This is a genomic window from Sandarakinorhabdus sp., from assembly GCF_040398665.1.
Classification (GTDB): Bacteria; Pseudomonadota; Alphaproteobacteria; order Sphingomonadales; family Sphingomonadaceae; genus Sandarakinorhabdus.
In genome coordinates, this window is sequence record NZ_JBBATQ010000011.1 from 13981 (window position 1) to 33698 (window position 19718).

The 19718-nt window shown below is 66.0% G+C and carries 25 protein-coding genes and 1 other RNA gene; 10 read left to right on the forward strand and 16 right to left on the reverse strand.

Annotated elements, in window-relative coordinates; translation table 11 throughout:
* Positions 1-113 precede the first annotated feature (113 nt).
* From ABWP22_RS13000 to ABWP22_RS13015, 4 genes are all read left to right on the forward strand, one after another.
* Positions 114-953: a histone deacetylase family protein gene (locus tag ABWP22_RS13000; protein ID WP_353200408.1), complete on the forward strand. Its 840-nt coding sequence runs from the start codon at positions 114-116 to the stop codon at positions 951-953.
* Positions 954-1043: 90 nt separating this feature from the next.
* Positions 1044-1589 (forward strand): sigma-70 family RNA polymerase sigma factor, encoded by a 546-nt coding sequence (locus ABWP22_RS13005; RefSeq protein ID WP_353200502.1) that lies wholly within the window; start codon positions 1044-1046, stop codon positions 1587-1589.
* The gene (locus tag ABWP22_RS13010; protein ID WP_353200409.1) at positions 1586-2056 is read left to right on the forward strand and encodes a hypothetical protein; all 471 of its coding nucleotides are present in this window, start codon (positions 1586-1588) and stop codon (positions 2054-2056) included. Before ABWP22_RS13005 ends, ABWP22_RS13010 begins: the two co-directional genes overlap by 4 nt.
* A gap of 8 nt (positions 2057-2064) precedes the next feature.
* Positions 2065-2607: a periplasmic heavy metal sensor gene (locus ABWP22_RS13015; RefSeq protein ID WP_353200410.1), complete on the forward strand. Its 543-nt coding sequence runs from the start codon at positions 2065-2067 to the stop codon at positions 2605-2607.
* A 37-nt stretch (positions 2608-2644) separates the two neighbouring features.
* Here the strand turns inward: ABWP22_RS13015 and ABWP22_RS13020 are convergent, their stop codons facing one another.
* Positions 2645-3508, reverse strand: coding sequence for a D-amino-acid transaminase (locus tag ABWP22_RS13020; protein ID WP_353200411.1), 864 nt, complete (start codon positions 3506-3508; stop codon positions 2645-2647).
* Between the two features lie 87 nt (positions 3509-3595).
* Here ABWP22_RS13020 and ABWP22_RS13025 point away from each other — a divergent pair, with 87 nt between their 5' ends.
* Positions 3596-4975 carry a cryptochrome/photolyase family protein gene (locus ABWP22_RS13025; RefSeq protein ID WP_353200412.1) on the forward strand — a complete coding sequence of 460 codons (1380 nt, stop codon included), beginning with the start codon at positions 3596-3598 and terminating at the stop codon, positions 4973-4975.
* Between the two features lie 107 nt (positions 4976-5082).
* Here ABWP22_RS13025 and ABWP22_RS13030 read toward each other — a convergent pair whose 3' ends face one another.
* The 7 genes from ABWP22_RS13030 to ABWP22_RS13060 form a co-directional block, all read right to left on the reverse strand.
* Positions 5083-5787 (reverse strand): pirin family protein, encoded by a 705-nt coding sequence (locus ABWP22_RS13030; RefSeq protein ID WP_353200413.1) that lies wholly within the window; start codon positions 5785-5787, stop codon positions 5083-5085.
* A gap of 84 nt (positions 5788-5871) precedes the next feature.
* Entirely contained in the window at positions 5872-6564 is a 693-nt protein-coding gene (locus tag ABWP22_RS13035; protein ID WP_353200414.1) for an SDR family NAD(P)-dependent oxidoreductase, read from the reverse strand.
* Between the two features lie 57 nt (positions 6565-6621).
* Entirely contained in the window at positions 6622-6987 is a 366-nt protein-coding gene (gene clpS, locus ABWP22_RS13040) for an ATP-dependent Clp protease adapter ClpS (RefSeq protein WP_500804638.1), read from the reverse strand.
* A gap of 187 nt (positions 6988-7174) precedes the next feature.
* Positions 7175-7672 carry a phasin family protein gene (locus ABWP22_RS13045; RefSeq protein ID WP_353200415.1) on the reverse strand — a complete coding sequence of 166 codons (498 nt, stop codon included), beginning with the start codon at positions 7670-7672 and terminating at the stop codon, positions 7175-7177.
* 308 nt (positions 7673-7980) lie between these two features.
* Entirely contained in the window at positions 7981-8514 is a 534-nt protein-coding gene (locus tag ABWP22_RS13050; RefSeq protein ID WP_353200416.1) for a hypothetical protein, read from the reverse strand.
* Entirely contained in the window at positions 8511-8744 is a 234-nt protein-coding gene (locus ABWP22_RS13055) for a cold-shock protein (RefSeq protein ID WP_353200417.1), read from the reverse strand. Before ABWP22_RS13055 ends, ABWP22_RS13050 begins: the two co-directional genes overlap by 4 nt.
* Positions 8741-9145, reverse strand: coding sequence for a M67 family metallopeptidase (locus ABWP22_RS13060; protein ID WP_353200418.1), 405 nt, complete (start codon positions 9143-9145; stop codon positions 8741-8743). The genes ABWP22_RS13055 and ABWP22_RS13060 overlap by 4 nt, the downstream gene beginning before the upstream one ends.
* Before the next feature lie 17 nt (positions 9146-9162).
* Here ABWP22_RS13060 and ABWP22_RS13065 point away from each other — a divergent pair, with 17 nt between their 5' ends.
* From ABWP22_RS13065 to mtgA, 3 genes are read left to right on the forward strand one after another with little or no spacing between them, the layout of a single operon-like run.
* Positions 9163-10125 (forward strand): RluA family pseudouridine synthase, encoded by a 963-nt coding sequence (locus tag ABWP22_RS13065; RefSeq protein ID WP_353200419.1) that lies wholly within the window; start codon positions 9163-9165, stop codon positions 10123-10125.
* 4 nt (positions 10126-10129) lie between these two features.
* Positions 10130-11044, forward strand: a complete 915-nt coding sequence (gene rpoH / locus ABWP22_RS13070; RefSeq protein ID WP_353200420.1) for an RNA polymerase sigma factor RpoH — start codon at positions 10130-10132, stop codon at positions 11042-11044.
* Between the two features lie 47 nt (positions 11045-11091).
* Positions 11092-11784 carry a monofunctional biosynthetic peptidoglycan transglycosylase gene (gene mtgA, locus ABWP22_RS13075; protein WP_353200421.1) on the forward strand — a complete coding sequence of 231 codons (693 nt, stop codon included), beginning with the start codon at positions 11092-11094 and terminating at the stop codon, positions 11782-11784.
* 182 nt (positions 11785-11966) lie between these two features.
* Here mtgA and ABWP22_RS13080 read toward each other — a convergent pair whose 3' ends face one another.
* The 3 genes from ABWP22_RS13080 to ABWP22_RS13090 are packed head-to-tail and all read right to left on the reverse strand — an operon-like array spanning position 11967 to position 15044.
* A complete protein-coding gene (locus ABWP22_RS13080) occupies positions 11967-13061 on the reverse strand; it encodes a zinc-binding dehydrogenase (RefSeq protein WP_353200422.1) in 1095 nt (364 codons plus the stop codon).
* 11 nt (positions 13062-13072) lie between these two features.
* The gene (locus ABWP22_RS13085) at positions 13073-13399 is read right to left on the reverse strand and encodes a YbaB/EbfC family nucleoid-associated protein (protein ID WP_353200423.1); all 327 of its coding nucleotides are present in this window, start codon (positions 13397-13399) and stop codon (positions 13073-13075) included.
* Positions 13400-13406: 7 nt separating this feature from the next.
* A complete protein-coding gene (locus ABWP22_RS13090; RefSeq protein WP_353200424.1) occupies positions 13407-15044 on the reverse strand; it encodes a DNA polymerase III subunit gamma/tau in 1638 nt (545 codons plus the stop codon).
* Between the two features lie 77 nt (positions 15045-15121).
* Here ABWP22_RS13090 and ffs point away from each other — a divergent pair.
* Positions 15122-15217, forward strand: an RNA gene (gene ffs / locus ABWP22_RS13095) — signal recognition particle sRNA small type.
* 87 nt (positions 15218-15304) lie between these two features.
* On the forward strand, positions 15305-15784 hold the full coding sequence (locus ABWP22_RS13100) for a hypothetical protein (protein ID WP_353200425.1): 480 nt from the start codon (positions 15305-15307) through the stop codon (positions 15782-15784).
* A 66-nt stretch (positions 15785-15850) separates the two neighbouring features.
* Here ABWP22_RS13100 and ABWP22_RS13105 read toward each other — a convergent pair whose 3' ends face one another.
* The 5 genes from ABWP22_RS13105 to ABWP22_RS13125 all read right to left on the reverse strand — a co-directional run bounded on the left by ABWP22_RS13105 (position 15851) and on the right by ABWP22_RS13125 (position 19696).
* Entirely contained in the window at positions 15851-16474 is a 624-nt protein-coding gene (locus tag ABWP22_RS13105; protein WP_353200426.1) for a hypothetical protein, read from the reverse strand.
* A 30-nt stretch (positions 16475-16504) separates the two neighbouring features.
* Positions 16505-16912, reverse strand: a complete 408-nt coding sequence (locus tag ABWP22_RS13110) for a hypothetical protein (protein ID WP_353200427.1) — start codon at positions 16910-16912, stop codon at positions 16505-16507.
* Between the two features lie 194 nt (positions 16913-17106).
* A complete protein-coding gene (locus ABWP22_RS13115) occupies positions 17107-17439 on the reverse strand; it encodes a 2Fe-2S iron-sulfur cluster-binding protein (protein ID WP_353200428.1) in 333 nt (110 codons plus the stop codon).
* Positions 17440-17486: 47 nt separating this feature from the next.
* Positions 17487-18611 carry a cysteine desulfurase family protein gene (locus tag ABWP22_RS13120; protein ID WP_353200429.1) on the reverse strand — a complete coding sequence of 375 codons (1125 nt, stop codon included), beginning with the start codon at positions 18609-18611 and terminating at the stop codon, positions 17487-17489.
* Positions 18608-19696 carry a cysteine desulfurase family protein gene (locus ABWP22_RS13125; protein WP_353200430.1) on the reverse strand — a complete coding sequence of 363 codons (1089 nt, stop codon included), beginning with the start codon at positions 19694-19696 and terminating at the stop codon, positions 18608-18610. The genes ABWP22_RS13120 and ABWP22_RS13125 overlap by 4 nt, the downstream gene beginning before the upstream one ends.
* Between the last annotated feature and the right edge of the window lie 22 nt (positions 19697-19718).

Sequence of the window (19718 nt, forward strand, 5' to 3'; positions counted from 1 at the left end):
CGCTACGCGCGTCTCTCGACCTCTCCCCGGAGGGGAGAGGTGATACTTTATCCCTACCGCTCTTTTTCCATCCCGACTACGCGCCCACACTGCCGCCCGGCCACCGTTTCCCGATGTCGAAATATGCGCTGTTGCCCGGCGCATTGGACGCGCTGGGGCAGGCGGTCGAGCGGTTCGATCCGCCGCTGATGCCGGCCGAGTGGTTGAACGCCGTGCATGATCCGGCCTATGTCGCCGCCGTGCTCGCCGCGGCGGTGCCGGCAGAGATCGAACGGCGGATCGGCCTGCCGGTAACGGCCGCCGTTGCCCACCGCACCCGGCTGGTGGCCGGCGGCACCCATGCCGCGGCGCTCCACGCACTGGCGCACGGCTGGGCGGCGAACGGCGCTGGCGGCAGCCATCATGCCGGGCCGGACGGCGGCGCCGGCTATTGCGTGACCAACGATCTGGCCATTGCCGCCCACCGGCTGGTGCGCGAGGGCGCGGTGGCGCGTGTGCTGATCGTCGATTGCGATGTGCACCAGGGCGACGGCACCGCGCGCATCATGGCCGGGCGCGACGATATCATCACCCTGTCCATCCATGCCGCGAAGAATTTTCCGGTGCGCAAGGCGCGGTCACACGTCGATATCGAACTGCCCGATGGCACCGGCGATGCCGAATATCTGGCTGCGCTGGAACCGGAATTGCTGGCGCTGCTGGCGCGCCATCGCCCGCAATTGCTGCTGTATCAGGCGGGGGTCGATCCGCATGGCGAGGATCGGCTGGGGCGGCTGGCGCTTACCGACGCCGGGCTGGCGGCGCGCGAGGCGTTGGTGGCGCGGGCCTGCCACGGGGCGGGTGCGGCGCTGGCGGTGACGCTGGGCGGTGGCTATGCTGATCCGCCGGTGGCTGCGGCCCGCCATGCGGCGGTGCTGGCAGCGAGTTGGCAGGCGTGGTGCGCGCTGGGTTGAAACGCGGGGCTGAAACGAGGGAAGTTCCCGGCTGAAACGTAACAGGGGCAGATGAAGATGGATGCGCCTGCTCCCGGATCTGGCCCCTTGATGCCCTCGCTCGCGACGGCGCTGATGCTGCGCGTGGCGCAGGGCGATGCGGCCGCCTTCACGCAACTGGTGCGGCTGTTGGAACGCATGGCGCTGGGCCTGGCCTGGCGCACGCTGAATGATCGCGTCGAAGCCGAAGATGCCTGCCAGCAGGCGTTCGCGCGGCTGTGGACGCAAGCGGCGCGCTTCGATCCGGCGCGCGGCAATGTCGAAGCCTGGTTCCGCCGCATCCTGGTCAATCTCTGCCTCGATCGGCGCCGCGCCATCCGCCCGGTGCAATCGATCGATGCGGCGTTTGATCTCGCCGATACCGCGCCCGATCCGGAAGCCCAGGCCATCGCCCGGGACGATCAGGCAAGGCTGGCAGCCGCGATGGCGCGGCTGAATCCCCGCCAGCGGCTGGCGCTCAGCCTGTTCCATGGTGAGGGCCATTCCATGGCCGAAATTGCCGCGCAGATGGAGACCACCGCCAAGGCCGTCGAGGGATTGCTCGGCCGCGCCCGTAATGAATTGCGAACCATGATGAATGAGAGTGTGATGCCGTGACCGCCCTGTCTCCTGAAACCGCTCTGGCGATCCTGGCCAGCCATGGTGCCGATCCGGCGCGTTGGCCGGTGCAGGATCGTGCCGCGCTGCTGGCTCTGGCTGGCCGCGACGCCACCGTGGCGGCGGCGCTGGCCGACGCGCGGGCGATGGACGCGCTGCTGGCCGGTTGGGCCGCTGCGCCAGTGCCGCCGGCCCGGATCGATACGGCCGCGATCACGGCGTTGCCGCAGCAGCGCCCGGTGCCGCCTGGCCCCGTTCGCGCCTGGCGCCCGGCACTGCTGGCCGCCAGCCTGGCGCTGGTGGTGGCGGTGGGCGGTTGGATCGGTTTTGCCGGCCAATATGGCGGCCAAGTTGCCACCGAAATTGCCACCGCAACGCCGTCGTCGGCCGGCGTGGCGGCGGCAGAGGCCGATCTGGCCTTTGCCTATGTGTTTACGCCGACGGCTGCTGAGGAAGACGTGATATGAACCCGAGGATGCTGTTATTGGCAGCGCTGCTTGCTGCTGCTCCGGCCTTGGCCCAGCCCGCGCCGCCCCCACCGCCCCCCGGCCATCATGGTGGAGGCCCCGGCATGCCTGGTCGCGACCAGCGCAAGGGCGAACGCATGTTCCCCTCGATGAGCGAAGCCGGCCGCGCCACCATTCGCGAAGCGATGATGGCCGGCGGCGATCGCCGCGCCGATCGTGCCAAGGTGGAAGCCGCCCGGGAACGGATGATGGCGGCGCTGGATGCCGATCGCTTTGATGCCGCGGCCGTCAAGCGCGCCATGGACGAGGAACGTGCGCTGGCCGAAGCCACCAAGCTGGAACGGCAGGCCGCCATGCTCGCCGCCTTCGGCAAGCTGAGTGCGGCCGATCGCAAGGCGTTTGTCGCCGACAGCCGCGCCATGAAGGACCGGATGGACAAGCGCATGCGCGACTGGCGCGAACGGGTGCGCGACCGCCGCGACCGCCGTGGCGCGCCGCCACCACCGCCGCCGCAGGAATCGCCGGCGCCGGGGTTGGACAGCGACCTCTGAACTGAACTTCTCCCCCAGGCGCCCCCAGCGCCCGAACTCAGGCCCGCCAGCCCGTCTGGCGGGCCACTTCATTCCAGACCAGTTCGGCCAGCCGGTGCGTGACCGGCCCGGGCGTGCCGCCGGCCACCGCCTGGCCATCGATGGCGACCACCGGCAGGATCGGCGCGGTGGTGGAGGTCAGGAAGGCTTCATCGGCCGCACGCGCTTCGGTGAGGGTGAAGGCGCGTTCCTCCACCAGCATCTGGGCTTCACGGGCCAGCCGGATCAGGCTGTCGCGGGCGATGCCGGGCAGGATGTGGGTGCCGGTGGGATGGGTGATGATGCGTCCGTCCTTGATGATCCAGGCGTTGGTGCTGCTGCCTTCGCGCACGATATCATCTGCCACCATCCATGCCTCGAACGCCCCCGCCGCGCGCGCCGCCTGCTTGGCGAGCACATTGGGCAGCAAGCCCGTGGTCTTGATATCGACCCGGCCCCAGCGATTGTCGCCTTGCGTGATCACCTTGATGCCGGTGGCCAACTGGCGCACGCGCTGGGCAAAATCGAAGCGGCGCACCGTCATCACCAGATTGGCCGGCGCATCGGCCGGAAACACATGGTCGCGCCGCGCCGTGCCACGAGAGACCTGCAGATAGAGCAGGCAATCCTGGTGGCCATTGCGCGCGATCAGCCGCCGCGCCTGCAGGCCGAGCGGGCCGTCGGCGATATCGAGCGTGATGCCGAGCTCCGCCAGATTGCGGCGCAGGCGCACGCGGTGGGGCTGCCAATCGAGGATCTGGCCGTTCAGCACGGCGCACACTTCGTACACCGCATCGCCAAACTGGGTGCCGCGATCCTCGACGTGCAGGCTTGCCGACGCCAGCGGCAGGATCTGCCCATTCACATAGGCCAGTTGCGGCATGATGAAGCTTCCCCCAGAACTGGATGGTGACTTGATTGACCACAGGCCCTAGCGGCTGGCGCTCCTGTCTGTCGAGAGGCTGCGCCGATGACCACCCAGCTTGTCTGGTTTCGCAATGATCTGCGTCTGGCCGATCACCCCGCGCTGATCGCGGCGGCGGCGCGTGGCCCGGTGGCGGCGCTGTTCGTGCTGGACGATGAAACGCCGGCGCATTGGCGCATCGGCGCGGCGCAGCGGTGGTGGCTGCACCACAGCCTGGCCAGCCTGGGCGCCGAGATCGCGGCGCGTGGCGGCCGGCTGATCCTGCGCCGGGGCCGTGCCGGCCCGGTGGTGCAGGCGCTGGCCGCCGAGCTGAGCGCCGACGTGCACACGCTGGTGCATCACGAACCCTGGGCGCTGGTGCAGGAGGATGAGGCGGGCAATGTTTCGCGCCATCACGGCGTGACGCTCGCGCCGCCAGACAGCGTGCGCAGCGGCACCGGCGGGCGTTACCGCATCTTCACGCCGTGGTGGCGCAAATTGCAGGAGCAGATGCCGCCGCCGCGCCCGCGGGGTGTTCCCGATCTGCGCTGGGCCGATGCGGCCGGCGTCGCCAGCGATGATCTGGCGGCGTGGGGCTTGCAGCCGACCAGCCCGGATTGGTCGCGCGGTTTCGCCGATTGGCAGCCGGGCGAAGCCGGGGGCGCGGCACGGCTGACGGATTTCGCCCGCCGCGCTGCGCGTTATGACGACACGCGCAATCTGCCGTCGGTGGAGGGCACGTCGCGCCTGTCACCGCATCTGGCGGTGGGGGAGGTGTCGCCGAATGCCGCCTGGCATGTCATCGCCGATGCGGTGGGTGCTGCGGCGGCAGAGCCTTATCTGCGCGAACTGGGCTGGCGCGATTTCGGCGCCAATATCATCGATCAGTTCCCCGACCATGGCGATGCGCCGGGCCGCGATGCCTTCAACCGCTTCCCGTTCCGCGCTGATCCGGTGGGCCTGCGCGCCTGGCAGCGCGGGGCAACCGGCTATCCGATCGTCGATGCCGGCATGCGGCAATTGTGGGCAACGGGGTGGATGCACAATCGGGTGCGGATGATCACCGCCAGTTTCCTGGTCAAGCATCAACTCATCGATTGGCGGGACGGCGAACGCTGGTTCTGGGACACGCTGGTCGATTCCGATTATGGCAGCAATTCCTTGGGTTGGCAGTGGGTGATGGGATCGGGCGTCGACAGTTCGCCGTTCAATCGCATCTTCGCGCCGGTCGGGCAAAGCGCGAAATTCGCTGCGGCCGATTATATCCGCCGCTGGGTGCCGGAACTCGCCAGCCTGTCCGATGCGGACATTCACGCGCCCTGGGCGGCGGGTGTTGGCCTGATCCGCGCCGGGGTGAGGCTGGGCCGGGATTATCCGGCGCCGGTGGTGGAACATGAAGCGGCGCGGGCGCGGGCTCTGGCGGCGTGGGCGGGGGTGAAGGGATAAGTTCCCACCCCAACCCCTCCTGGCTGCGGGAGGGGAGTCGTTCGGCCCTTGCGCAATCTGCTCCCCCCGCAGCCAAGAGGGGCTGGGAGTGGGTCTCGGCGAGCGCTTTACGCCAGATCGAACACCAGCACCTCCGCGCCGGCATCCGACGCCAGCGCCAGTTCAGTGGCATCCTTCACCGCCAGGCCGTCACCTTGCGCCAACGCATGGCCATCGACCATCAAAGCGCCCTTGGCCACCTGCACCCAGGCATGGCCGCGGGTGATCGGGGCGGTCAGCGTGCCGCCCGGTGCCAGCACGGCGCGGGTGATGCTGGCGTCGCTGTGGATGGTGACGGCGCTGCCTGGCGCATCCGGCGCGGCGATCACGTCCAGCCGCGATTCGCCTGTCGCCACCGCCGGCAGCGTCTTCTGTTCATAGCCCGGCGCAATGCCGCGTTGGTTCGGCAACAGCCAGATCTGCAACAGATGCACTGGCTCTGCGGCGCTGGCGTTATACTCGCTGTGGCGGATGCCGGTGCCGGCGCTCATGCGCTGCGCCTCGCCGGGGCGGATGACTTCGCCGTTCCCGATGCTGTCGCGATGTTCCAGCGCGCCATCGAGGATGTAGGTGACGATTTCCATATTGTCGTGGCCGTGGGTGGGGAAGCCGCCGCCGCCGGCGATGCGGTCCTCGTTGATCACCCGCAAGCTGCGGAAGCCCATGATGTTGGGATCATGATAGCTGCCGAACGAGAAGCTGTGCCTGGCCTTCAGCCAGCCGTGATCGGCCTGGCCGCGGGCGTCGGATGTGCGATGCAGATACTGGGGCATGTCATGTCTCCCATTCCAGTGGTTGCGGCCGATATGGGGGCGGCGGCCGTCATTGCCAGATGCGAAACCATCGCAGCAGTCATGTCAAAAGGGAATGACGTCGCCCGCCCAGTCGATCAACTGGCCGGATTGTGCCGGGGTGGCGGCATCGATCACGCGCAACAGATGGCGGGCGCTGGTTTCAGGCGAGAACAGGGTCGGCACGCCCTTCTGGAACGGCTTGGACAGGCCGGAATCCGCCGTGCCGGGGTGCAGGGCCAGCAGAATCTGGTCGGGATTGCGGCGCGCCTGCTCGATGGCCATGGTGCGCAGCAACTGGTTGAGCGCCGCCTTCGACGCGCGATAGCTGTGCCAGCCGCCCAGGCGATTGTCGCTGATCGAGCCGACGCGGGCCGACAGCGCGGCCAGCACTGTTTTGCGGCCCTTGGGCATGATCGGCAGCACGGCGCGGGCGACCAGGGCCGGGCCGATGGCGTTGATGGCAAAGGCGGCGGCCAGTGCTTCGGCAGACAGTTGCGCAGTGGCCTTTTCCGGCGCCAGGCCCCCCCCGTGCAGCACGCCGGTGGCAATGAACACCAGATCGGGCGGGGTGGTGAGAGATGCAGCCGCACGCGTGATGCTGGCGGGGTCGGTCAGTTCGACGCCGCTGCTGCGGCTCCATCGCGTGACGTGCGCGCCATCCTGTTCGAGCAGCGTTGCCACCGCAGCGCCGATGCCGCCGGTGGCGCCGACCACAAGTGCGTGCAGCTTGGGCTGGAAACTGGGAAGCAGGCTCATCCCCGCCGCCTTATCGCGGCAGCCGCCGGCCGCCAGCGCCCGCGACGTCGCAGGCGCCTATTCCTTCTCCATCGTGCATTGCAGCGGATGGTTGTGGCGGCGGGCGAAATCGATGACCTGGTTGACCTTGGTTTCGGCGACTTCATAGGTGAAGATGCCGCACACCCCCACACCGCGCTGATGCACGTGCAGCATCACCCGCGTCGCATCCTCGATGGTCATCTTGAAAAAGCGCTGCAACGTCAGCACCACGAATTCCATCGGGGTGTAATCGTCGTTCAGCATCAGCACCTTGTACAGCGCCGGCTTGGCGGTCTTGGATTCGGGCTTGGTGGCCAGGCCCACGCCGGTGGTGCCGCGGCCGCCATCGGCGTCACGGTCCTCGTCGGTCATGGTCGGCATCAGGCTGGCGCCATCGATCATCAAACAACCCGGGGGCAAAAGGGGACGATATTGCCCCTGTATAGCAAAATCGCCGCCAGAAAAAAGGCCCGGCGCGAAGGGCGGGGCACGGGCGGTCAGCGCCGACACGAGAACGGGCGGGAGGCCTGCTGGCCACCCGCCCGGTTCCGGCCCGGGCGCGCTGGCGCCAGGGCGAAGGCTTCAGACCTTACTTGGCCCAGGTCGACTTCAACTTGTCGGTGGCCACGGCGATCTGGTTCTGCATCGGCTCCATCATTTCGCCGGCCAGCTTGACCATCATCTCGGTCAGCTTGCTGTATTCCGACACGGCGGAGTCGAACTGCGTCTTGGCGAAATCGGTCTGCAGCTGCAGCAGTTCGTTCGGGGTCTTGGCGGCGGTCAGGCTCTTCATGATGGCCGTGGAATCTTCGAACGACTTCTTCGACACTTCGGTCAGGTGGGCAACGACCTGCTCGACACCGGCCGTGGCGGCGCGGGCCGAAGCGATCAGCGCATCGACATTGGCGCGGGCCATGTCGTTCATTTCGTCGAGGCTCTTCATGCTGGCTTCGACGGCTTCCTTGGACTTGGCCGCAACCTGTTCCATCGCCGCCTTGCCGCTGTTGATGGCGGTTTCGGTCTGGGCGTTGAGGGTGGCGGTGGCGGCGCGAACGGTTTCGCCGGTGGTTTCAAAGGCAGTGGCCATGATCGGTTCCTTGATTGGGAGGATGGTGGAGGTCCGGAGGGGAATCAGCTTCGCGGTGGCCGGGGCGGGGGGCGCCGGTTCAGCCGCCGGGACCACCGCGTCCGGAACGGACACCGCAGTCACGGGCGCCGCCTTGGATGCGGGCCGCCGGGCGTTGCGCTTGGCCTTGGCCGAGGGTTCGGCAGAGCTTGGCGTGTGCTTGGCGGTCATGGTCATCTCCGGCTTTGCTGCGATGCAACATAAGCCGGTGCCAGCCGCGGTTCAAGGGGGGAAATGGTGCAGTGCAACAAAAAACTGGCGCTGCGGGTTCAGCGCCAGGACAAGCCATTGGCAGAGTGCGACAGTTCGCGGCCGGCCCGGTGCGCGGCGGCCACCACCATGGCGGCAACAGCGCCGCGATTGCACACGGCTGGTGCGCCGGAAAACACCGCGGCCACCGAATCAGGCCAGGTGCAGCCCTGCGCCATGATCACCGCAGACGGCGTGACAGTGATCGCGCGGGTGCGATTGAGATCGGCCAGCAGCATGGCACAGCCCGCCACGACGGCCGGCATGCCTTCGCTGGCATCGCCCGCAAAGGCCCAATCGACGTTGGTGCCATCCAGGCCTTCCCGGATCAGCCGTTCCAGGGCGGCCGAACTCATCGCGGCATCGGCCGCACCCAGCGCCAGCCGCACCAGACGCAGCCGGCCCGTCAGGCGGCGCGCGCCGAACTGGATCAACTCGTTGATCTCGGGGTCGGGCTTGTCGTCCAGCAATTCACTGGCCGTCATCACGCTGGCGATCGGGGTGGCCAGATCGTGGCACAGCCAGCGCACAAGATGATGGGGCAGTTCGTTCATGTTGCTGTCTCGATACCTTCGTTACGCAATTTCAAGCCAAATGCTATCAAGCGGCCATCGCCGTCTTGTGCAAGCTCGAAATCGAGTCGCTGCCCAGGCTGCAACGGTTCCAGCCCGGCATCGACCAGCGCACTGATGTGCACGAACACGTCGCGCGGGCCGAGATCGGGGGTGATGAACCCATAGCCCTTCTTGCCATCGAACCATTTCACCGCGCCGCTGGCCATCATGCGACCTCCAGCACGACAGGCTGGAAGGTCGCCGGGCCGGCGCCCACCGTATGGGCCGCCCAGGCGCCGATGCCACCGCCGGCGATGATCAGCCAGATCTGCCCGTTGTCGGTGGCGCGGGCGGCATCGCGGGTGGAGGGCTCGCGCTTGCCATCGGGGTGGCTGTGCCAATGGCCGATCACCTTCTGCCCGGCGGCGCGGGCGTTCCGGTGGCTGGCGAGCAGCGTGGCGGGCGCAATTTCAAAGCTGCGCGATGCATCGGCAGCGACATTCCGTGCCGGCAGCAGGGCGTCGACGCGGCCGGGCTGGCCGAGCAGCAAGCCGCAAATTTCATGATCCGGGCTGGCAGCAGCCGCCGCAAGCAGAAATTGCTGGTGTGTGCTTGATATCTGCAACTTCATCCCGACATCGCTAACCCATGGGGGACGAAGAGTCGATCATCATCACTTTGCCGGCCACGGCGGCCGGCCAGCGGCTTGACAAGGCGCTGGCCGAAACCCTGCCGCAATACAGCCGGGAACGGCTGAAAACGCTGGTGCAGGGCGGCCGCCTGACCGGCGCGGCCGGCGTGATGTGGGATCCGGCCACCAAGATGCGCGGCGGCGAGGCGTTCACCCTGGTGATCCCCGCCCCGCGCCCGGCCCACAACATCGCCCAGGATATCCCGCTGATCATCGTGTACGAGGATGAACATCTGCTGGTGATCGACAAGCCGGCCGGGCTGGTGGTGCATCCGGCCGCCGGCAATTTCGACGGCACGCTGGTCAATGCGCTGCTGCACCATTGTGCCGGCGGCCTGTCGGGCATCGGCGGCGTGGCGCGGCCCGGCATCGTCCACCGCATCGACAAGGACACATCGGGCCTGCTGGTGGTGGCCAAGAACGACCCCACCCATGAAGGCCTGGCGGCGCAGTTTGCCAAGCACAGCGTCGATCGCCGCTATGCCGCCGTGGTGGCCGGTGTGCCGGTGCCGCCGGCCGGGCGCATCGAAGGCGCCCTGGCGCGCAGCAGCGCCGATCGCCAGAAAATGGCCATCGTGAAGGACGGCCGTGGCAAGCACGCCATCACTCATTATCGCACCATCCAGACCTTTGCCGGCGCCGCGCAGGTGGAATGCCGGCTGGAAACCGGCCGCACCCATCAGATCCGTGTTCATATGGCATCCATCGGCCATGCCCTATTGGGGGATGCCTTCTATGGGCGCACACCCGGCAAGCTGTTGCCGTTGCTGCAAGGTCTGGGTTTTGCCCGCCAGGCGCTGCACGCCGCGACCTTGGGGTTCGTGCATCCGGTGCGCAAAGAAAAACTGTGTTTCGAAAGCCCTCTGCCAGACGATATTCTGGCGTTGATCGGCGCCCTGGATGGCGCAACGGTGGAGTGATGCGATGAGTTCGAATCTGCCCGCAGTGAAGCAAAGCAGCATCCCGGTGCTCGGATCAGAGGCCGGCCTCAACCGCTATCTGGCGGAAATCCGCAAATTCCCGCTGCTCTCGCCGGAACTGGAATATATGATGGCCCGGCGCTGGCAGGAACATCAGGATCCGGCCGCGGCGACCAAGCTGGTCACCAGCCACCTGCGGCTGGTGGCGCGCATCGCCATGGGCTATCGCGGCTATGGCCTGCCGGTGAATGAACTGATTGCCGAAGGCAATATCGGCCTGATGCAGGGCGTTCGCAAATTCGATCCGGAAAAGGGCTTCCGCCTCGCCACCTACGCAATGTGGTGGATCAAGGCGGCGATCCAGGAATATATCCTGCGGTCGTGGTCGCTGGTGAAGATCGGCACCACGGCGGCCCAGAAGAAGCTGTTTTTCAACCTGCGCCGCCTGAAGGGCAAGATCGGCGCGGTGGAAGATGGCGATCTGAAGCCGGCCGATGTCGAAACCATCGCGACCACGCTGGGCGTGGCGCAGGACGAAGTCGTCTCGATGAACCGGCGCATGGGCTATGGCGGCGATGCCAGCCTGAACAGCCCGCTGCGTGAGGATGGCGAAGGCGAATGGCAGGATTGGCTGGCCGATGATGGCCCGCTCGCCGACGAACTGCTGGCCGACAGCGAGGAGCGCGACCAGCGCCACGGCCTGCTGGTGGCGGCGATGAGCGAATTGAACGAGCGCGAGCGCGACATCCTCACCCAGCGCCGCCTGATCGACGAGCCCGAAACGCTGGAGTTGTTGTCACAGCGCTATGGCATCAGCCGGGAACGCGTGCGCCAGATCGAAGTGCGCGCGTTCGAGAAACTCGCCAAGGCCATGCAGACCGCGGCCATCGATCAGCGGCTGATGCTGGAGCAGGTGTAAGACGACCGCATTGACGCCCACCCCTCGCACAGGCGAGAGAACGGCAGATGATTGCGGGCTTCTTCTCGGCGGTGTTCGGCTTGGCGTTCCGGTTGGTGCTGGCCTTCGTGCTGCTCAGCTTTGCCTGGGTGGCGGTCTACCGCTTCGTGCCGCCGCCGATCACCTGGTTGCAGGCACGTGATGCCATTGCCGGCAAGCATGTCGCGCGGGAATGGGTGCCGCTGACGGTGATGACCAAGGCGCTGCCGCGCGCGGTGATCGGTGCCGAAGATGCCAAATTCTGCGACCATGGCGGCTTTGATCTGGACGCCATGGAAGCGGCCGCCAGCGCGAACATGGCCGGCAAGACATTGCGCGGCGGCTCGACGATCAGCCAGCAAACCGCGAAAAATGCCTTTCTGTGGCCGGGCCGATCCTATGTGCGCAAGGGGCTGGAGGCGTATTTCACCCTGTTGATCGAACTGGTGTGGGGCAAGCCGCGCATCATGGAAGTCTATCTGAACATCATCGAAATGGGCCCCGGCATCTATGGCATGGAGGCGGCGGCCGAGCATTATTTCGGCACCACGGCCAACAAGCTGAGCAAGCGGCAGGCGGCCCGGCTGGCCGCGATCGTGCCGCAACCGTTGAAGCGCAGCGCCGCAGCACCGTCACGGCAGGTCAAGCGCTACGCCCGCCGCATCGAGAAACGCGTGCGGGTGGTGGCGGAAGGTGGGATTGATTCCTGCTTGTGGCGTTGAACCAAATCCAGGCACTTCAGTTCCCTCCCCCTTGCGGGGAGGGCGACTCGGCGCCAGCCGAGCGGGGTGGGGGTTCCACATGTGGCCACGCGCAGGCCCCCGCTCGCGCCAAGAGCCGCAAGTCGCTTTCCCCGCAAGGGGGAGGGCGTGGCGCGCGCTAAACTAACCGCCACCCTGTCCGATCAACCCGGCACCACCAGATATTTCTGCCCGGTCCGCCGCGCATACCAGCCGGCGACGGCGTCGGGCGTCACCATCTCTTCCAGCGACACGCGGTGGCTGTAATGGCTGGCGAAGGTGGTGGTCAGTTCAGCCGCAACCCGCTGTTTCAGTTCGGCAAATTTGGCGTTGCCAAACACGCGCATGCGCGGGAACAACAGCCAGCCGCCCACCGCCCAGGCCATGCCGAAGCCGCGGCCGAATGTGGTGGGTGCCATGTCGAGCCCGCCATAGATATAGACCTGCTTCAGCACTTCCGAGCCATAGCGGCTGTAGCCGCCGGCGCGCGCGTTGATGGCAGCCTCCATCGCGGTGAGGATCTGCCCCGCCAGTGCGCCGCCGCCGATGGCATCGAAGGCCAATGTCGCGCCGGTTTCGGTGCAGGCCGCAATCAGCCGGCCCATGAAATCCGGCGCAGTCGAATCGATGACATGCGTCGCGCCCAGCGCCTGCAGCAGCGCCACCTGTTCGGCAGAGCGAACGATGTTGACCAGCGGCACGCCATCGGCGGCGCAGATCTTCACCAGCATCTGGCCGAGGTTGGACGCCGCCGCGGTGTGGATGATGGCGCTGTGGCCCTCCAGGCGCATGGTTTCGACAAAGCCCAGCGCGGTCAGCGGGTTGACGAAGCAGGAGGCACCCTGTTCTGCGGTTGCACCTTCGGGGAGCAGCAGCGCCTCGCTGGCCTTGACCACGCGGTAATCGGCATAGGTCGCGCCGCCGATGATCGCCACCTTGCGGCCGATCAGATGTTCGGCACCGCTGCCCGCCGCCACCACCGTGCCGGCGCCTTCATTGCCGCACGGCATCGCCTGACCAACGCGGGCCGCCATGGCGCGCAGGCCGGATGGCGGCACCGGCGCGCTGATGCCGCCCGGGATCGCCACCGTCTGGTTCACATCCGCGGCGCCGGTAAGGAGCCCGATATCGGACGGGTTGATCGGCGCTGCCTCGATGCGCAGCTTGATCTCGCCGGCACCCGGCTCCGGTTCCGGCACTTCGGCCAGCGCCAGAATCAGTTCGCCTTCGGCCGTGATCGTCGAATGAATTTGGCGCATTTGGTGGCTCCTCAAAAGTCGGGCAGTTTGAAACCGGGCGGCAGTTGCATTCCGGCGGTCAGCTTGCCCATTTCGGTGCTGCCGGCCTGGTCCGCCTTGTGCTTGGCATCATTGAACGCCGCAACGATCAGATCTTCCAGCATTTCCTTTGAATCAATCGTCAGCAGCGACGGATCGATCTCCAGGCTGCGCACGGCGCCGCGGGCGGTGGCCACCACCTTGACCATGCCGCCACCCGATGCGCCTTCCACTTCGATCTGATCGAGCTGGCTTTGCGCGCGCGCCATCTGCTCCTGCACGTTGCGCGCGGCTTCCATCAATTCTTCGAGACTGGGCATCTGAACCTCAAGCGCTTATTCTGATTGGGGAAAGTTCGGCATCGGGAAAGGCGGTCAGCAAGGCTGCCACGGTGGGATCATCGCGCATCCGTTGCTCCAGTGCCGCCAGCGCCGCCTGTTCGGTCTCGCGCAGCGTCGGCCCGCCGCCGTCGCTCAGCCATTCGATGCGCAGGCCCTTGCCGGTCCATTCGGCCAGGCGCTGATCGATATCCTGGATCACGTCACGCGGCACCCCGCGCGCGTTCAGCGCCGGTTGCGGCTGCCAGCGCACCGGGCGGACATCGTCGGTCAGATGATGCACCAGCCGCGATTCGCCCGCCGCGCGGAACAGCGCCACCATGGCTTCGAAACTGTCCGGCACGGCGCCGTTCTGCGGGGCCTTTGCCTGAACCGGTGCCGGAAACGGCGCGGCTTGCGGCCGTTGTACGGGCGCAGCAGCATCCGCAACCGGCGCGTCCTGCAATTGGCGAATCAATTTGCCGGGATCGGGCAGTTCTGCCGCATGGCACAGGCGCAGCAGCGCCATTTCGGCGGCCTGCAACGGCACCGGCGCCTGGTTCACCTCCTCCAGGCCCTTCAGCAACAACTGCCACAGCATCGACAGGCGCGGGAAGGGCAGGGCCTGCGCCCATTCATCCAGCGCCGCCTGTTCCTCGGCCGACAGCGCCGGGTCGCGGCGCGGCGCCATGCGTTGGCGGGTGATGCCGTGCACCAGCTCCAGCAGCTCGCGCAGCAACTGCGCCGGATCCTGGCCCAGATCATATTGCCGGCCCAGCGCCGCCAGCATTTCGGGCACCTCGCCGGCCAGCACCTGGCCGAACAGCGCCCGCACCGCGCCGCGATCGGCCAGACCCAGCATGTCGCGCACGGCGGCGGCGGTGATATGTTCGGCCGAATGGGCAATCGCCTGATCGAGGATCGACAGCCCGTCGCGCACACTGCCTTCGGCGGCGCGTGCGACCAGCGCCACGGCATCGTCTTCAAAGGCGACATGTTCGGCGCGCAGGATCGCCGCGAAATGCTCGACCAGCATTTCGGCCGGAATGCGCTTGAGATCGAAACGCTGGCAACGCGACAGGATCGTCGCCGGCACCTTGTGGACTTCGGTGGTGGCCAGGATGAACTTCACGTTGGGCGGCGGTTCTTCCAGCGTCTTCAACAGCGCGTTGAAGGCGTTTTTGGTGAGCATGTGCACTTCATCGATGATGTGGATCTTGTAGCGCGCCGACACCGCGGCATAGCGCACGCTTTCGATGATCTCGCGCACATCATCGACACCGGTGTTCGACGCTGCGTCCATCTCCACCACATCCAGATGCCGCCCGCCCGCAATGCCGGTGCACGGCTCGCACACGCCGCACGGCGATATGGTCGGGCCGCCCTGGCCATCGGAGCCGATGCAATTCAGCGCCTTGGCGATGATCCGCGCCGTGCTGGTCTTGCCCACCCCGCGCACGCCGGTCAGCAACCAGGCCTGCGCCAGCCGGCCGCGCGCAATGGCATTGGCCAGCGTCTGCACCATCGCCTGCTGGCCCAGCAAGGTTTCGAAACTGGCCGGGCGATATTTGCGCGCCAGCACGCGATAGGCCGGCGCGGGCGCAGGTGGCTCCATGCCGGGCAGGCTGATGGCGGATTCGTCAGGCATCGCCGACCGCTTTAGCGCAGGGGTCCCGCCCCGTCACGCCAGTCTTGCACTTCGCCGCGACTCCCGCCATATGCACCGTGGGAGCTGGGCGGACAGAGCGCTCGCCAACCCGGTCAGGTCCGGAAGGAAGCAGCCGTAACGATTCCGGTCTGGGTCGTTCCCGGCTCCCACCTCAAAACAGCATAGAGCCTTGCCACCCCGGCAGCGGACGTGGCATTTGATCATCAGGGTCATCACTTCGCCAGCCGGGGGCGCGTTCGATGATCCTTGCCAAAACGATATTGTTGCTCGCCGCCCTGGTCTCCCCGAACCAGCCGATCGCCGTAGCGGTCGCGGTGCAGCCCGGTGCAATCAAATCGCGGGTGGCGCCGTTCGATCCGGCCATGCTGCGCCAGGCGCTGCTGCGCGAACTGGCTGCGGCCGGCATCGCCACCGGCACGTCGCCCGATCTGCCGCAGCTGGTGGTGCAGGTCGATGCCGTCGATCCCGGCAACAGGCCGGCGCTGGATCAGACGGCAACGATTTCGGTCACCTCGTCATTCATGCAGACCGGCGCGCCTGGTCGGCCGGCAAGCAATGTGGCTATCCCGCCGGCAAGCTGCGCTGCTCGGGCCAAATTTGGCCTGCTAAGCACGCCCGGCGAGCGGGCGCGACTTGCGCTGGCCAGGTGCATCGATCAACTCGCCTTGCACATTACCGAGAATCTCACGGTAACCATTGGTTCGGTTCCCGCGCGTTGACGACGACCGCGGTACCCCACCAAATAAAAAATTTACGTCGCAAGTCTCATCTTAGATGTAGTTCGATCATTTTTGTGCTGCAGGATTAGAGGGTGTCGATGGCGCGACAGGAGAAGCTGGAACTTGAGTTACACCTTGCTGAGTTGTCGAAGCTGGACCTGCTGGCGGGTTGGCAGCTGTTTGTGGGGACGCAGGTTTTGCTAAAGCGTTACGAACAAACAGTGCCTCATCGATTTTTTCCCATGCCGCACGGTAAGCAAGAGGATCAAGAATAGGCTTGTCAGCCTGCGATCTCTGTCCATATGAACTGGAAGACTCAACCGAATTTACAAAATTCAACCTTATCTTTGTGTACCCGTTGGGACCTTGCTCGATAAAAGCTGTTGCTTTAGTAAGCCCTTGGGAGGCAATGCCAGCCATTGCACCCCAAAAATTTGTCTTGTTTTTTACCGGGCTACTCGCCGTAATAAAGCCAGTTTCAATATCTGCACTGTTTATTGTGTATCCTAAATCTTGAAACACGCTCATCGCTGACGCAAAAACGCTGGCCTTTGAAGCTTCAAATTCCTTCGATTGAAGAGCTTGCAATTCCATTGGCGTCAGAACTGGCTTCTTGGCAGCCAAGGCAGGTGTGTTGACGCAAGACATTGCCAATGCAATGGCGAAAGCAAAGCGAATATTATTTGTCATTGGATTAACCCCCTTATTCTCGGATGCGGATTAAAACTCACTCATTCGACTTTGAAAATCCGAAACGATATCAGATTTATCAAATTTGACAATTAACGTTGCGGTCCTTGTAGATTGGGAGAACCCCTCCGCTCTGCTGCCGGCGCTAGCAATAATAATAGAAAAAAAGGAACCGCTCGATGAAGACTGTGAAACAGTAGCGTGGCGCTGATAACTCCAGACTTCAGCACCGGACGAATCTCGAGTAGTAATGTTAGGTGAGCCAAATTTCTCCAGCACTTCTAATTTTGTGGTCTTTCCAACCGCTAGGTTTAGTTGAACGTTGCCCTGGGTTAGCGTGTTCGCTCTGGCATCAACGGGCTTGGTGCGCTCCTTTGGAGCGGCAGCAGCGGAGGTCGACAGCAAAAAAATTGACAAAAGTAAAATGGTTTTGAACACAGTATGATCTCCGTTTGGACCGACTGAATGGGCCGTCATTAACAATAGTCAGCTAACTCGTCTAGCTTCGATGAAATCAGACATACTGCCAGCAAGCATTTCTGCGGAGGCGTCGGGCTGCTCGGTTCCACGCGCGCTACCCCTCCGTCGCCCTGCCGGCGCCACCTCCCCTTGCAAGGGTGATGGCGGGTCCCTCAGCGGCTGTTGTCCATCACGCCGCGCGGCATCTTCACGTCCAGGCTGGTGATGTCGGCGGTCAGTCTGATCTGGCAGGCCAGCCGGCTCTGGCGGTTGGCGCCGGCGGCGAAGTCCAGCATGTCTTCTTCTTCGTCGGATGGCGGCGGCAGTTTGTCGGTGTCGCCGCCCACCAGATGCACATGGCAGGTCGAACAGGCCATGGCGCCTTCGCAGGTGCCTTCCAACGGCTGCCCATGCGCCTGCGCGATATCGAGCAGGCGGTCGCCGGCTTTGGCCTGCACCATGGTTTCATGGCTGCCATCTGCGGAAATGAAACGAATGCGGATCATGGGGTCGATGCCGAGGTTGAAAACTGTGGTGCGAATCTGTCCCGTCACTATTCTGCAAGATTGCGCTGCACTGCAACATTGATTTGCGCCGCTGCGGCGTCAATCTCGTCAATGGTGGTGAATCGGCCAAAGCCGAGGCGCAGGCTGGCCTTTGCGGGCCCGTCGGACAGGCCGATCGCCGTCAGCACATGGCTGGGCCGGCCGGTCACGGCGGCGCAAGCCGATCCCGACGAGATCGCCAGGCCCGGCAGTTGCGACAGCAGCGGCACCGCCACGCCGGGAAAGCTGAGGTTGAGATTGCCCGGCCAGCGCTGCGTGCGGCTGCCGTTGACGTGCACCTGCGCGGTCAATCCGGCGAGCAGCCGATCGCGCAACTGCACGGCGTGGGCATGATCGTCGGCCATGCGCGCCTGCGCAAGGCGCGCTGCCGCGCCCAGCCCGGCGATCAGCGCGGTCGGCAGCGTGCCGGATCGGCCATCCTCCTGGCCGCCGCCGTGCAACAGCGGCGTCAGCATGGTGAACGGCCGGCGATACAGCGCGCCGACGCCTTTCGGCCCGTAAATCTTGTGGGCGGTGATGCTCATCAGATCGATGCCCATCGCTTCGACATCGATCGATATCTTGCCGAATCCTTGCGCGGCATCGACATGGAAGACCGCGCCGACACCGTGCGCCAATGCCGAAATGCCGGCCAGATCCTGCACCACACCGATTTCATTGTTCACCGCCATCACGCTGACCAGCGCGACATCCTCGCCCAGCGCACGCGCCAGATCGCCATGATCGACCAGGCCGTCGCTGCGCACCGGCACGATGGTCAACTGCGCGCCGATGCTGGCGAGATACTGCGCGGTTTCCAGCACGCTGCTATGCTCGGTGGCGAGCGTGACGATGCGGCGGCGCGATTGGCCGGGCGCGGTGAGCAGGCCCTTCAGCGCCCAATTGTTGCTTTCGGTCGCACCACTGGTGAAGGCGATGGTTTCGGGCGGAGCGTTGATCAGCGCCGCCACCGCATCGCGCGCCAGTTCCACCGCAGCCTTGGCCTGATAGCCCCACAGATGCGCGCTATGGGGGTTGCCATAGCCGGCAATGCCCCAAGGCTCCATCGCTGCGGCCACCGCCGGATCAAGCGGCGTGGTCGCGCCATAATCGAGATAGAGGGGCTGGCTCATGCCCCATGCTTTCGGCCGAGCCGGGCGGCCATGGCAAGCCAGGCGGTGATGAAGTCGGCAATGTCGCCGTCGGTCGTGGCCGGCGACAGGCTGACGCGGATGGCTTCGCCGGCCTGGGCGCCCAGCCCCATCGCCGCGAGCACATGGCTGGATTTGACCTTGCCCGACGAGCAGGCGGCGCCGGCCGAGACCATGATGCCATCGAGATCGAGCATCATCACCTGCGTGGCCGCGGCCACGCCGGGCAGGGCGATGTTGCTGACATGCGGCAGGCGCGGGGCCGTGGCACCGTGGATGCGGGCGCCGGCGGCAACCAGCGCGGCCTCCATCGCGTCGCGCCTGGCGACCACCGACGTCCAGTCGTGCGCCCTGTCCGTGGCTGCGCCCACCGCCGCGCCGAAGCCGGCGATGCCGGGCAGATTGTGGGTGCCGCCGCGAAAGCCGCGCTCCTGCCCGCCGCGCTGGATGGCGTGCAGCGTGTCGGGATGCTTGACGATCAACGCGCCAACGCCCGGCGGCCCGCCGAGCTTGTGGGCGGACAGGGCGATGAAATCAGCGGCGGGCAGGGGCAGCTTGCCGGCGCTCTGCACGCAATCGGCGATCAGGAGGCCCCCGGCGGCCTGCACCAGTGCCGCGACCTCGGCCAGCGGCTGGATCACGCCGGTTTCATTGTTGCCGGCCTGCACCGCCACCAGCGCCGGGCCAGTGCGCAGGGCAGATTCCAGCGCGGCGAGGTCGATCAGGCCATGGTGTTCGACCGGCAGGATGGTGATGTCGTCGCGCGCGCCGAGCACGGCGCTGTGCTCGGTGGCGCTGGCCAGCACGCGGGAAACGCCGCGCGCGCCGCCCAGGGCCAGCGCCAGCGCTTCGGTGCCGCCGCTGGTGAAGATGATCTGTTCGGGCGCCGCGCCGGCAAAACGCGCCACGGCATCGCGCGCGCCCTCCAGGCAGGCATTGGCGGCCCGGCCGCCGGCGTGCACGCTCGATGGATTGCCGACGATGTCCAGCGCTTGCGCCATTGCGGCGCGCGCGGCGGCACCAACCGGCGTGGTGGCGGCGTGATCGAGATAGATGCGGCTTTTCATTGCATGCGGGCCTTCGCGACCC

Bases quoted from the DNA above. Each gene is read 5' to 3' on its own strand.
- ABWP22_RS13000 (WP_353200408.1), top strand. From the start codon at position 114: ATGTCGAAATATGCGCTGTTGCCCGGCGCATTGGACGCGCTGGGGCAG.
- ABWP22_RS13005 (WP_353200502.1), top strand. From the start codon at position 1,044: ATGCCCTCGCTCGCGACGGCGCTGATGCTGCGCGTGGCGCAGGGCGAT.
- ABWP22_RS13015 (WP_353200410.1), top strand. From the start codon at position 2,065: ATGCTGTTATTGGCAGCGCTGCTTGCTGCTGCTCCGGCCTTGGCCCAG.
- ABWP22_RS13020 (WP_353200411.1), bottom strand. From the start codon at position 3,508: ATGCCGCAACTGGCCTATGTGAATGGGCAGATCCTGCCGCTGGCGTCG.
- ABWP22_RS13025 (WP_353200412.1), top strand. From the start codon at position 3,596: ATGACCACCCAGCTTGTCTGGTTTCGCAATGATCTGCGTCTGGCCGAT.
- ABWP22_RS13030 (WP_353200413.1), bottom strand. From the start codon at position 5,787: ATGCCCCAGTATCTGCATCGCACATCCGACGCCCGCGGCCAGGCCGAT.
- ABWP22_RS13035 (WP_353200414.1), bottom strand. From the start codon at position 6,564: ATGAGCCTGCTTCCCAGTTTCCAGCCCAAGCTGCACGCACTTGTGGTC.
- clpS (WP_500804638.1), bottom strand. From the start codon at position 6,987: ATGATCGATGGCGCCAGCCTGATGCCGACCATGACCGACGAGGACCGT.
- ABWP22_RS13045 (WP_353200415.1), bottom strand. From the start codon at position 7,672: ATGGCCACTGCCTTTGAAACCACCGGCGAAACCGTTCGCGCCGCCACC.
- ABWP22_RS13050 (WP_353200416.1), bottom strand. From the start codon at position 8,514: ATGAACGAACTGCCCCATCATCTTGTGCGCTGGCTGTGCCACGATCTG.
- ABWP22_RS13055 (WP_353200417.1), bottom strand. From the start codon at position 8,744: ATGATGGCCAGCGGCGCGGTGAAATGGTTCGATGGCAAGAAGGGCTAT.
- ABWP22_RS13060 (WP_353200418.1), bottom strand. From the start codon at position 9,145: ATGAAGTTGCAGATATCAAGCACACACCAGCAATTTCTGCTTGCGGCG.
- ABWP22_RS13065 (WP_353200419.1), top strand. From the start codon at position 9,163: ATGGGGGACGAAGAGTCGATCATCATCACTTTGCCGGCCACGGCGGCC.
- rpoH (WP_353200420.1), top strand. From the start codon at position 10,130: ATGAGTTCGAATCTGCCCGCAGTGAAGCAAAGCAGCATCCCGGTGCTC.
- mtgA (WP_353200421.1), top strand. From the start codon at position 11,092: ATGATTGCGGGCTTCTTCTCGGCGGTGTTCGGCTTGGCGTTCCGGTTG.
- ABWP22_RS13080 (WP_353200422.1), bottom strand. From the start codon at position 13,061: ATGCGCCAAATTCATTCGACGATCACGGCCGAAGGCGAACTGATTCTG.
- ABWP22_RS13085 (WP_353200423.1), bottom strand. From the start codon at position 13,399: ATGCCCAGTCTCGAAGAATTGATGGAAGCCGCGCGCAACGTGCAGGAG.
- ABWP22_RS13090 (WP_353200424.1), bottom strand. From the start codon at position 15,044: ATGCCTGACGAATCCGCCATCAGCCTGCCCGGCATGGAGCCACCTGCG.
- ABWP22_RS13100 (WP_353200425.1), top strand. From the start codon at position 15,305: ATGATCCTTGCCAAAACGATATTGTTGCTCGCCGCCCTGGTCTCCCCG.
- ABWP22_RS13105 (WP_353200426.1), bottom strand. From the start codon at position 16,474: ATGACAAATAATATTCGCTTTGCTTTCGCCATTGCATTGGCAATGTCT.
- ABWP22_RS13115 (WP_353200428.1), bottom strand. From the start codon at position 17,439: ATGATCCGCATTCGTTTCATTTCCGCAGATGGCAGCCATGAAACCATG.
- ABWP22_RS13120 (WP_353200429.1), bottom strand. From the start codon at position 18,611: ATGAGCCAGCCCCTCTATCTCGATTATGGCGCGACCACGCCGCTTGAT.
- ABWP22_RS13125 (WP_353200430.1), bottom strand. From the start codon at position 19,696: ATGAAAAGCCGCATCTATCTCGATCACGCCGCCACCACGCCGGTTGGT.